8 protein-coding genes and 2 rRNA genes (1 of these 10 only partly in view) are annotated in these 12,336 nt (G+C 52.9%); all 10 read left to right on the plus strand.

Going from position 1 to position 12,336, the window contains the following annotated elements:
- Positions 1–1,273: ribosomal RNA gene (locus M1D70_RS04550) — 23S ribosomal RNA — on the plus strand (it extends 1,656 nt beyond the left edge of the window).
- 66 nt (positions 1,274–1,339) lie between these two features.
- A 5S ribosomal RNA gene (rrf, locus tag M1D70_RS04555) occupies positions 1,340–1,456 on the plus strand.
- Between the two features lie 325 nt (positions 1,457–1,781).
- On the plus strand, positions 1,782–2,762 hold the full coding sequence (locus M1D70_RS04560; RefSeq protein ID WP_176502472.1) for a ketoacyl-ACP synthase III: 981 nt from the start codon (positions 1,782–1,784) through the stop codon (positions 2,760–2,762).
- Positions 2,763–2,950: 188 nt separating this feature from the next.
- Positions 2,951–4,303, plus strand: coding sequence for an ABC transporter substrate-binding protein (locus M1D70_RS04565; protein WP_456289241.1), 1,353 nt, complete (start codon positions 2,951–2,953; stop codon positions 4,301–4,303).
- Positions 4,304–4,423: 120 nt separating this feature from the next.
- A complete protein-coding gene (locus M1D70_RS04570; protein ID WP_009592284.1) occupies positions 4,424–5,380 on the plus strand; it encodes a carbohydrate ABC transporter permease in 957 nt (318 codons plus the stop codon).
- A complete protein-coding gene (locus M1D70_RS04575) occupies positions 5,377–6,240 on the plus strand; it encodes a carbohydrate ABC transporter permease (protein WP_036661989.1) in 864 nt (287 codons plus the stop codon). Before M1D70_RS04570 ends, M1D70_RS04575 begins: the two co-directional genes overlap by 4 nt.
- 79 nt (positions 6,241–6,319) lie before the next feature.
- Positions 6,320–8,044 carry a sensor histidine kinase gene (locus M1D70_RS04580; protein WP_456289243.1) on the plus strand — a complete coding sequence of 575 codons (1,725 nt, stop codon included), beginning with the start codon at positions 6,320–6,322 and terminating at the stop codon, positions 8,042–8,044.
- A gap of 15 nt (positions 8,045–8,059) precedes the next feature.
- Complete coding sequence (locus tag M1D70_RS04585; protein WP_456289244.1) at positions 8,060–9,403, plus strand: ABC transporter substrate-binding protein; 1,344 nt, start codon at positions 8,060–8,062, stop codon at positions 9,401–9,403.
- A gap of 22 nt (positions 9,404–9,425) precedes the next feature.
- A complete protein-coding gene (locus M1D70_RS04590; RefSeq protein WP_036661985.1) occupies positions 9,426–11,024 on the plus strand; it encodes a response regulator transcription factor in 1,599 nt (532 codons plus the stop codon).
- A 305-nt stretch (positions 11,025–11,329) separates the two neighbouring features.
- A complete protein-coding gene (locus tag M1D70_RS04595; RefSeq protein WP_456289245.1) occupies positions 11,330–12,301 on the plus strand; it encodes a ring-cleaving dioxygenase in 972 nt (323 codons plus the stop codon).
- Positions 12,302–12,336 lie beyond the last annotated feature (35 nt).

Consider the following 12,336-nt stretch of genomic DNA (forward strand, 5'->3'; position numbering starts at 1 on the left):
GCAAACCGACACAGGTAGGCGAGAAGAGAATTCTAAGGCGCGCGGAAGAACTCTCGTTAAGGAACTCGGCAAAATGACCCCGTAACTTCGGGAGAAGGGGTGCCTCGGTAGGGTGAATAGCCCGAGGGGGCCGCAGTGAAAAGGCCCAAGCGACTGTTTAGCAAAAACACAGGTCTGTGCGAAGCCGTAAGGCGAAGTATACGGGCTGACGCCTGCCCGGTGCTGGAAGGTTAAGGGGAGCGGTTAGGAGCAATCCGAAGCTGTGAACCGAAGCCCCAGTAAACGGCGGCCGTAACTATAACGGTCCTAAGGTAGCGAAATTCCTTGTCAGGTAAATTCTGACCCGCACGAATGGCGTAACGACTTGGGCGCTGTCTCAACGAGAGATCCGGTGAAATTTTAATACCTGTGAAGATGCAGGTTACCCGCGACAAGACGGAAAGACCCCATGGAGCTTTACTGCAGCTTGATATTGGATTTGGGTACGATCTGTACAGGATAGGTGGGAGCCTTTGAAGCATGAGCGCCAGCTTGTGTGGAGGCGACGTTGGGATACCACCCTGATCGTATCTAGGTTCTAACCTGGTACCGTGATCCGGTACGGGGACAGTGTCAGGCGGGCAGTTTGACTGGGGCGGTCGCCTCCTAAAGAGTAACGGAGGCGCCCCAAGGTTCCCTCAGAATGGTTGGAAATCATTCGAAGAGTGCAAAGGCATAAGGGAGCTTGACTGCGAGACCTACAAGTCGAGCAGGGACGAAAGTCGGGCTTAGTGATCCGGTGGTACCGCATGGAAGGGCCATCGCTCAACGGATAAAAGCTACCCTGGGGATAACAGGCTTATCTCCCCCAAGAGTCCACATCGACGGGGAGGTTTGGCACCTCGATGTCGGCTCATCGCATCCTGGGGCTGAAGTAGGTCCCAAGGGTTGGGCTGTTCGCCCATTAAAGCGGTACGCGAGCTGGGTTCAGAACGTCGTGAGACAGTTCGGTCCCTATCTGTCGTGGGCGTAGGAAATTTGAGAGGAGCTGTCCTTAGTACGAGAGGACCGGGATGGACGTACCGCTGGTGCACCAGTTGTTCCGCCAGGAGCATGGCTGGGTAGCTACGTACGGACGGGATAAGCGCTGAAAGCATCTAAGCGTGAAGCCCCCCTCAAGATGAGATTTCCCAATTAGTAAGACCCCTTGAAGACGACGAGGTAGATAGGTTGGAGGTGGAAGTGCAGCAATGCATGGAGCTGACCAATACTAATCGGTCGAGGGCTTATCCAAAACATATTTCAATGTGCTGCAAATTCGTTTCGTATCTAGTTTTCAGGTGATCAAGCATCTGAACCGTTTGGTGGCGATGGCGGAAGGGTTCCACGCGTTCCCATACCGAACACGACCGTTAAGCCTTCCAGCGCCGATGGTACTTGGACCGAAGGGTCCCGGGAGAGTAGGACGTCGCCAAGCGAACAACCATAAAGACCGTTATCGAGTGATCGATTGCGGTCTTTTTTGTTACACATAAAACGTAATCGTCAATCAGAATAGAAGGGAACGAATCCGGATCTCCACATCCAGATATATTCCATGTCGATTGGTGAGGAAGTCTGTTTCTGATTCTAATTAGAGAACCTTTATCGCTGAAGCGATAAAGGTTTTTTCGTGTAAGAGGGAACGCGTGTTTAGATCGGGGCGAAGATGGTGAAGGCTGTAATAATCATATATAAAAATAAATTAGTACCAAGTCCTAATACTTGGTGTTATAATGGTTATAAAATTGGAGGTGGGAATGATGAGCCAATCGAAGTCGAGAATAACGGCAATCGGGACGTACGTTCCTGAACGGATTTTAACGAATGCGGATTTGGAGAAGATGGTGGAAACGAGCGATGAGTGGATCGTCCAGCGGACAGGCATGCGGGAACGCCGGATTGCCGCTCCCGATCAGTACGTGTCCGATCTTGCCATTAAGGCTGTGGAGGATATGGTTGAACGGTATGGCGTTACCGTGCAGGATGCGGATATGATTCTTGTGGCCACGAGCACGCCGGAGTACTCTTTTCCCAGTACCGCTTCCCGAGTGCAATCGAAGCTGGGCATCGCAAGCACGGGTGCGCTGGATCTGAATGCCGCCTGTGCGGGATTCGTATATGCGCTGCAGATGGCTGACGGATTGATATCCGGGGGAGCCTACCGTAAAATTTTGGTTATCGGCGCGGAAACGTTATCGAAGATTACGGATTACACCGACCGAACGACATGCGTATTGTTTGGGGATGGCGCAGGTGCCGTATTGTTGGAGAGAGACGAGTCTTCGGCTGGGATCATCGCTTCCGTCTCGGGCACTTTTGGCGAAGGCGGCATTCATCTGTATAAAACCGCGCTCTCCGAGCAAATGGACGGTACGGAATTAAAGAGTGGATGCCTTGTCCAAAATGGCCGCGAGATTTATAAGTGGGCCATTCGGAACATTCCGGACGGCGTCCGGGCACTTTTGTCCAAAGGGGGCATGACCGCGGACGAAGTCGATTGGTTTGTTCCGCATAGCGCCAATCTCCGCATGATCGAGGCAATTAACGAGCGGGGGCCGTTTACCATGGACCGCACCTTGACCAGCGTCGAGTACCGGGGGAATACGTCGGCAGCTTCCATTCCGCTTGCGCTTCAGCTGGCCGTCGACGAAGGGCGCCTGAAAGCGGGAGACCACGCACTGCTCTACGGATTCGGCGGAGGCATGACCTACGCGGGTTCCATCGTCAAATGGACGATATGACAAATCTAAGCTATTTAAACCGCTATCGATAATCGATATGCGGTTTTTTTATGCTGCGATTTTTCGAGCGGACGAACGTGAATCGTAATATATTCAACTCAAATTCGAAAGTTTGCCTCCTCAAAATTTGGCGCCGCTTTCATTAGACTAAAGAAGAAAAATACGTTCCATGGAAGAGGGGTAGAAGAATGAAAAGGTTTAAATCATGGAGCTTGCTGCTCCTGAGTGTCATCATGGTGTTCACGCTGGCCGCATGTGGAGGCGGTGGCGGAAACGGAAGCAGTACGGCTGAATCTCCGGGGGGAGGCAGCAGCAATGAAGGGACGGACAATACGAAAGAAGGAACCGAGTCCACAGAGAAAATCGAGCTCTCCTTCTGGTCGCTCGGAACGACCAACTATGAAGATCTGGCGAAGGAATATACGAAAGAGCATCCAAACATCACGTTCAAATTCCAGAATACGTCGGACCAAACCGCGCACCACAACAATCTGACGACGGCGTTGTCAGCGGGCTCTGGCGCACCCGACATTTTCCAGCTGGAAATTGCCTTCATGGAGCGCTTCATCAATAACCAGGATAAATTCTATAACCTGTACGACCTCGGCGCCAAAGACTTAGAGGGCAACTACCTGGAGTGGAAATGGAAGCAGGCCACATCGGTTGACGGCACCTTCCAACTCGGTCTGCCAACAGACATCGGCCCTACGGTCGTCTATTACCGTACGGATCTGGCTGAGCAAGCAGGACTGCCAACCGATCCGGACGGCTTCAGCGCCGCGATCGATTCATGGGGCAAATTCGCCAGCGTGGCCAAGGATTTCACCAGCAAAACAGGAAAACCGTTCGCCGATTTGACAGACCTGGTCTACAACGGGGTGCGCGACCAATCCCCGGATCAAATCTACTTCAACAAAGAGGACGGCTCTTTTATCGGAGATACGAACCCGCAAGTGAGAAAAGCTTACGACTTTACGGTAAAAGGAATTCAGGAAGGCTGGATCGGCAACTGGATTCTATGGTCTCCTGAATGGCAAAAAGCGATCAATGACGGCGACTTCGGCGTCATGCTCGGCCCGGCTTGGATTGCCGGTACCATCCGCAATGCGAAGGACACCGCAGGCAAATGGCAGATTGCCCAGCTTCCTGAAGGAGCAGGCAACTGGGGCGGTTCGTTCCTGACCCTGCCGAAGGAAGGCAAGTATTCGAAGGAAGCTTACGAATTCATCTCGTGGGTGCTGAACAAGGAGAATCAGCTGAAATCGTTTAAGGACAGCGGTTTGTTCCCGTCCATCCCGGCGGTGTACAGCGAGCCTTCGTTCACGGAAGAGAAGGACGAATTCTTCGGCGGCCAGGTCATTTCCGAAGCGTATGCCAAATCGGCGGAACGCATCAAGCCGGTTTACTACGGACCGCTTCATGACCAGACCGACACGATCATCAAAAACGCGCTCAAAAACGTGCTGGAGAAAAAGGCCGACCCGCAAAAAGAATGGGAAAGCGCAATGAAGCAAATCAAGACGCTGGTCGATCGCAGCTAGATTAAACAGACGGATCATTCCAGCTAGCCCGTTCATATCCAATAACCGTCCGAACCCGAGAAGGGATAAAGCGCCCTTCGCTCGGGTTCGGATTTATCCTTACCTACCTGGAGGTGCATCATGGCTGACACAGCAACGGCAGAATCGCCGCAGCCGGTGCCGCAAAGGCGGCGCTTGTTGACGGAGACCGTGCGAAGCCGGTTTACGGCTTATACGTTTATATCGCCATTCTTTATATTGTTCGCAATCTTCGGTCTGTATCCGATCCTGTTTACCATCTATTTGTCTTTCTTCAAATGGGATGCGCTCGGACCGATGAAATACGTCGGCTTCAAGAATTACGAGCTTATTACAAGCGACCCGACCTTCTGGATCGCGTTTAGCAACACCCTCATTATGGCTTTGATGGGAACCGTGCCGCAGCTGATTGTGGCATTATTTGTTGCGGTTATGCTCAACTCGGCCTTGAACAGATTCAAGAACACGTTCCGCATCCTGTATTTCATGCCGAACATCACCTCCATCGTTGCGGTGACGCTGGTGTTCAGTACGATGTTCGGAAACAACGGGATGGTCAACTGGCTGCTGAACACCTTCGGTGCGGAAAGCGTGCCGTTCAACTCCGGCTGGTGGGGAGTCAAAATCGCAATATCATCCATGGTCATGTGGCGGTGGATGGGCTATAACGCCATTATTTTTCTGTCGGGGCTGCAGAGCATTCCGACCGATATTTATGAAGCGGCCAAAATCGACGGGGCCACCCGCGGCCAGCAGCTGCTCTATATCACGCTGCCGCTTCTTCGCCCATTCATTCTGTTCGTCACCTTGGTATCGACGATCGGCGCGCTCCAATTGTTTACGGAGCCTTATGTATTCCTCGGTCAGTCCGGCACGGGTTCTACGCGTCAGGAAGGGGTCACGATGGTCACCTATTTGTATAACGAAGCATTTAAGAACGGATTCTTCGGTACGGCTGCGGCAACGGCGGTTCTCTTGTTCATCGCCACCATTCTGTTCTCGGTATTAAATATGATATTGGGCCGCGAAGGCAAAGATTCGGGAGGTAAAAAAGCATGAGCACAGTCGCCATAAGCCGAAAAAAGCCGGATGAACCCGGTGTTGTCGCGAAATTCTTTTTCTATCTTTTCATGGTCCTTGGCGCGCTGGTCTCAGTCTTCCCGTTCTACTGGATGTTTGTCGTGGCTACCAATGACAAGGATGCGGCATTTCACATTCCGCCGCTGCTTACGCCCGGCACGCAGTTTTTCGATAACTTCGCGCGCGTGCTGGAGCGGACGGATTTTTTCAGGGCCTTATTGAACTCGGTGGTGGTGTCAACGGCCGTGACCTTGTCCGTGGTATTCCTCTGCACGCTGGCGGGTTATGCTTTTGCCAAGTATGAGTTTCCACTGAAAAAGACGCTGTTTGTTTTTGTCATTGCCACGATGCTGGTGCCTGCCCAGCTGGGCGTGCTTCCACAATACGTCATCATGGCCAAGCTGCACTGGATCGACAGCTACAAAGCGCTCATCGTGCCGGCCATGGTCAATGCCTTCGGCATCTTCTGGATGCGGCAGTATATCGCTTCTGCCGTTCATACCGAGCTGATCGAAGCGGGGCGGATCGACGGCGGCGGACATTTCCGGATCTTCTGGAACATTGCCATTCCCGTTGTTACCCCGGCGATGGCCACGCTCGGGATTCTGAACTTCATGAACGTGTGGAACGATTTCTTCTGGCCGCTCGTCGTATTGAAAAACAGGGAGAATTACACCATTCAAATTGCGCTGCAGCAATTGTTCACCAATAAGGACGGTCTTGATTTCGGCATGATCATGTCGGCCACCTTCACGGCGACGCTGCCGCTTCTCATCGTATTTCTGTTGTTCAGCCGATGGGTCATCGCCGGATTGACATCAGGCGCCATAAAAAGTTAACAAGCAAGGTGAAGTCGACAAGGAATGCGGCCTGTTATGAAGAATAATAGACATAGTAGAGTGGAGGGAGGAAGGATCCATGAAACTCCGCCGAAAGATATTGCTGGCTATTATTCTTCTGGTCTTCATTCCGGTCATCGCGCTGGGCGGGGTATCCTATTACAGCTTTTCGGAAGCGATGGAGAAGAAGTCGAATGATTTCTATTGGATTTCGCTCCTGGAAACGGATCGGAAACTGAAGTTCGCCTTGAACGAAATCACGACGATTTCGAACTCGGCGATTACCCAGCAATCGGTTCAGCAGATGCTGAAACAGCCGGAATACGCGGTTACCTATGAACGGCGGCAGGAGATCAACAATCTGATTAATCATCCGATGATTGCGTCGTTTGCTTTTTATTCGAATGACAGGTTGATGTATAACACGAATGGCGGAATGGAGCTTCAGGAACTGAGGCAGCAGGCATGGTATGAAGCGGTGGAGAAGGCGGAGGGGCGTCCCGTATGGGTCGGACCCGGCGAGAACGGCTCTGCGGCTGACGGCGCTCCCGTTTTGATTCAATCCAGGGTCATCAAGGACTATTACTCGCTGGAGGATATCGGAACCGTGGTGATCTACGTGAAGCCGGATCTCCTGGATCAGGTGTTCTGGGAGGCGGCAACGCTGAAGCAGGGAGATATTTTGCTGGTCAACCAGCAGGGGCACATCGTGTTCAGCAAGTCAGGCGGGCATATCGGGGAGCGGACGGAATTCCCGTTTCTCTCGGATAATTATAAGACGAATGGAAAAGGGTATTATGTCGATCAATACGCAGGCGAAAAATCGCTGATCACCTATTCACCTTCTCATAATAAAGATTGGTTTCTGGTCGCCATCACGCCAAGCAAACTGATTTCGGCCGAATCGGTCCCGATTCGCAACCTGGCCTTGATCCTGGGATTGATCTCGCTCGTGTCGGCGTTCCTGTTCGACCGTTTTTTTGTGCGCAGAATGGTGCGCAGCATCATTAGCGCGGTGAACGGGATGAAGCGCGTCAAGCAGGGCATCTTCGTTCCGATCCCGTCGCATAACGTGGCGGAGGACGAGACGGATTTGTTGATCGACGGCTTTAACCGGATGAGCACCCAGATCCAGGAGCTGATTGGGCAGGTCGAGACGGAACAAGCACGAAAAAAGGAAGCGGAGCTGCAGGCGCTGGTCGCTCAGATCAATCCGCACTTCATCTATAATTCACTGGAATCGATCAATTCGATGGCCGTGCTTCAGGGCAATAAGGATATCAGCAAGATGGTGGTTTCGCTTGGAAAGCTGCTGCGTATCAGCATCAGCGAGCATCATGAGCTTATCCCCCTCAGCATGGAGCTGGAGCATGTCCAGCATTACATGCGGATACAGAAATTCAGGTTCGAGGAAAAATTCGATTACGGCATTGAGCTTCCGAATGAACTGAGGCACTACGTTACGCAAAAGCTGATCGTTCAGCCGATTGTTGAGAACGCTTTATATCACGGGATCGAGCCGATGGAGGAGAGCGGATTCATCTCCATCAGTGTGTCCGAGAACGGCGAGGATATCGTGATTGACGTGGAGGACAACGGTCCGGGCTTCGATCCGGAAACGCTGATGAAGCTGTGGAATTCGGATCCGGGACAGCTCAAAAAGTACCGCGAGAACGGGGTCGGATTGAAGAATGTCCATGAAAGGCTGCGGATCCGGTTTGGCAGCCGTTACGGCCTGATGATCTGTTCCTCCCCGGGTTACGGCTCCTTGATACGAATTCGAATACCGAAAATACTGACATGAGAGGGGGGCTGCAGGGTGAGATGGTTTTGGAATTGGGGCTGGATCGTCGGATATGCCGCTCTGTTGGCGCTGTCTGTCGTGTGGGTGACGGTACAGAATCAGGGACCAGCCCAGGAGGAACAGCCGGAGAAAATCACGCTGACGTTCCGGCATTTCTGGAACAAAGAGCATGACAAGCCGGTGCTGGCCGTATTTGAGAGCATCGTCCGCACTTACGAGAAAGCGCATCCAAACGTAAAGGTGAATTTCGAGAGCATCGATCAGACGATTCACCGGGAACAAAAGCTGAAGAGCGAGATGGTGACCGGCACGCCGCCGGATATGTTTGTTTTGTTCGGAGGCGCCGAGATCGTGCCTTATGCCAGATCCAACCGGTTGATGGATTTAACGGATTTTTTGCAAGATACCGGATTGAAGGAGCAGTTCAAGGATCTGCACCATTGGACCTTCGAGGACCGGATCTATGGCCTGCCCTTCGAGGGACACGCAGAGCCGATCTATTATAACCGGGCTTTATTCCGGCAGCTGAAGCTGGAGCCTCCGAAGACGCTGGAGGAGATGGACGAAGCTATTCGCGTTCTTCGGGAGAACGATATCATTCCCTTTGCGGTCGGCAACGAAGACAGGTGGCCGGCGGGAATTTTTGCCCACTATTTCATGGATCGCTACGCCGGGCCGGAACTGATTGACCGGCTGGTCGAAGGAGATGATCAGGCCAGCTTTGTGCAAGAGTCGTATTTGGAGGCGTTTGAGCACTTGGAGCTGTGGATCAACGAAGGGGCGTTCAGTCCGAACGCGAACGATCTTTCCACAGAAGAAGCGATTGCCCAGTTCACGGAAGGAAAAGCGGCGATGTATATGAACGGCAGCTGGGATATCACGCTGCTGCAGAATGAGGATTACCCGGATTTTCAGAACGAGATCGGCGTCATTCCCTTTCCGTCGCTCCTTCCCGGCGAAGAACGCTCCTTGGCAGGGGGATATACGATCGGCATCGGGCTGTCATCGGACTTGGATGAAACGAAAAAGCAATCGGCTCTGGAGCTGCTGGGCATGTTCTATACCCCGGAGGTGCAGACTCGGCTGGTGTATGAAGGGCTGCGCGTCCCTTCGATGAAGATTGACTATGATTCCAAGAAAACCGGGCCGGTTTTTGCCCAAGTCACGGAATTGATGGAGGAATCCACGAGCACCTTTCTGCCTTACGACAACACGTTATCACCCGAGGTGAACAGTTCGTTCCTTAAGGTGATCGAGGATATGATTGGAGGACGGATCGATGCTGCTGGCGCATTGGAGCAAATTCAGAAGTCCTCGGTGCGGTATTGGAAGCTTAGGCGGAATACGGCAGCAGAGTAAACAGGAGACAGGGGGGAACGTCATGGGCGGATCGGAAGGCAAATTCAGAGTCATGCTGGTCGATGATGAGCCGATCATTCTGCGCAGCCTGAAGGCGGCTATTCCATGGGATGAGCTCGATCTGGAGGTCGTTGGGGAGGCCAAGAGCGGAGACGGCGCATTGAAGCTGGCGCGCGAAGTGTCGCCGCATATCATTATCAGCGATATTCGGATGCCGGGGATGGACGGCATTACGCTCATGAAGGAACTGAAGGCGGATCAGGCAAGGCGAATCATTATTTTCATCAGCGGGTACGGCGAATTCGAATACGCGAGGGAAGCGCTGCGCGAAGGGGCTTTCGATTATTTGCTGAAGCCGATCGACCACGATGAACTGACCGAAACGATTGCCAGGGCGGCCAGAACCCTGGAGAAGCAGATTGCGGATGACCAGATGCTTCACTCGATCAAGGTTCTGTCGCTGCTGGCCCGGGAGCGGATGCTGACCGAATTCATCGAAGGGAACCGTAGTCCCCTGCAGCATATGCAGTGGCTGGAGGACAGCGAGCTGGAGCATGGATACACGATGGCCGTCATTCAATTGGATCAATACTTGCGGCTTAACGAGCTGTGGAGCATGGACGAGAAGCGCCTGTGGCTGTTTGCCGTACGGAATGTCCTCGAGGAGTGGTCCTTGCAGCATGGCGGGCTGACGGTATTTCCTTTCCGCAGCGGGGAATGGGTGCTGCTGTTTCCGAACCTGACGAAGGAGCGGCAGGAGGATATCGGCCGGGATCTGGTGCAATTGATCAAGCGGAACACGAAGCTGTCCTGCTCGGTCGGCTTCAGTCCCAGCATGGCCGGGATCGACCGTCTGGGAACGGCTTACGAGACGGCCGTGCGCGCATTGTACCAGCGGTTTTATTCAGGGGAAGAGGGCGTGTTTCTCGGGACGCCCGATTCGGTGCTGGAAACGGCCAGCGAAGCGAAGTATCCGAAGCATCTCGAGTCGCTCATGGTGGAAAGCATCCGTACGCTTCATAAGGAGCGGCTCCTGGAGCTTTTTGACGAAACCAAGGCTTATATCGAGGAGCATGCGTTCAGCAGGGAGATGACCGAGCGGGTGCTGCTGGAGATGAGCGTCGTGCTGTATCGGCAGTTTGAGCATATGAAGGTGCTGTTTGAGTGGTCGCTGGAGGAACTGCTGCAGGAGCTTCATGCATCCGGCACGCTTCAGCAGCTAATGGACGTCATCAAGAGCCACTTCAGCAAGTGGATTGCCGAGAGCCGGTCCGGGCAGGCCAAAGACAATGTTCAAGCCGTGATGGGCAAAGCCAAGGAGTATATCGCGGAGAATTACCAGAAGGATCTGACCATCGAGGAGGTTTCGGAGCTGGCGGATCTGAGCATTAGCCATTTCTGCACGCTGTTTAAGGGAACGACGGGTTATACGTTTCTGGAGTACCTGACGGAGTGCCGGATCGAGAAGGCCAAGAGCATTCTGCTGAATACGGACGTGAAGGTGTACCAGGTAGCGCCGCTGGTAGGGTATCAGGATCCGCGATATTTCACCCAGGTATTTAAGAAAATCACGGGGAAAACGCCATCCGAGTATCGGGAAGAGGCGGTCTCCAAGACATAGAATGAACCTTGATCCCATGATATCGAAATCGGATAATTTGCGGATAGGGTTCAACATAGGAGGGAATGAATAACAGATCCATTTTTCCGGGGTTGATCGGGGAAAAGGAGTTCTGTTATTTTTATTTTAAATATCTTAATATTAAGACTTGACGATTTAAGGTTTAAATACTAAACTGAGATTAAGCAAACGTAAAGAAGGCAGCGAAGAACGAAGCTGCTCCCGAATCAGACAGCAAATATGAATATTTATGATGGTTAACATGCTATTAATAACGAAAAAAACGATAAATGGAGGTTGAAGTCATGAAGTTTAAAGGAATTCATCACGTATCCGCGTTAACGGCTGCGGCTTCGCGGAACTTCGAATTTTATACAAAAGTTCTGGGCATGCGATTGGTCAAGAAAACGGTGAACCAGGACGATGTGTCGGTGTACCATCTGTTTTACGGCGATGAAAAAGGAAATCCCGGCACGGAGCTTACCTTCTTCGAAATTCCGATGGCCGGCCGGACCCGTGAGGGAAACAACAGCATTTCGGCGACATCCCTGCGCGTGCCCAACGACCGCGCCTTGGAATATTGGACCCGGCGGCTGGACGAGCACGGCGTAGAACGCGAGGAGATCAAGGAACGTGCGGGCCGATTGACCCTTCTCTTCAGGGATTTCGAGGGCCAGCGCATCATTCTCGTTTCGGATGAACATAACGAGGGAGTTCCAGGCGGCGTTCCATGGGAAAAGGGGCCGGTTCCGGCGGAATACGCCATCATCGGATTAGGCCCGGTGCAGCTGACCGTGCCTAATCCAGTGTTGACCGTGAAGGTATTGACGGAGCTGATGGGCTTCCGCTACAAAGGGCACTATGCTTCGCCAGTAGACGGGCAGCCGGATATCCTGGTATTTGAGACGGGAGAAGGCGGTACGGGAGCGGAAGTGCATGTAGAGGAACGAACGGATCTTCCGCAGGAGCGTCTTGGCCGCGGCGGCGTTCATCACGTTGCATTCCGCGTCGAGGACGAGGAAGAGCTTCGGTCCTGGATTGACCGGATCGGCGATGTGGGCTTTTCGAATTCGGGATTTGTCGATCGCTTCTACTTCCGTTCCTTGTATTTCCGGGAGCCTAACGGTATTTTGTTCGAGGTAGCTACCGACGGTCCGGGCTTTGACACGGATGAGCATATCGACCATCTCGGCGAGTCCCTTGCGCTGCCGCCGTTTCTGGAGCCGAAGCGAGAACAGATCGAAGCCAGCCTGAAGCCTCTCCATACGATTCAATGAAGACGGCGCACATCGCGCACGCAATACACACGACA

Source organism: Paenibacillus sp. AK002 (genome assembly GCF_053903045.1).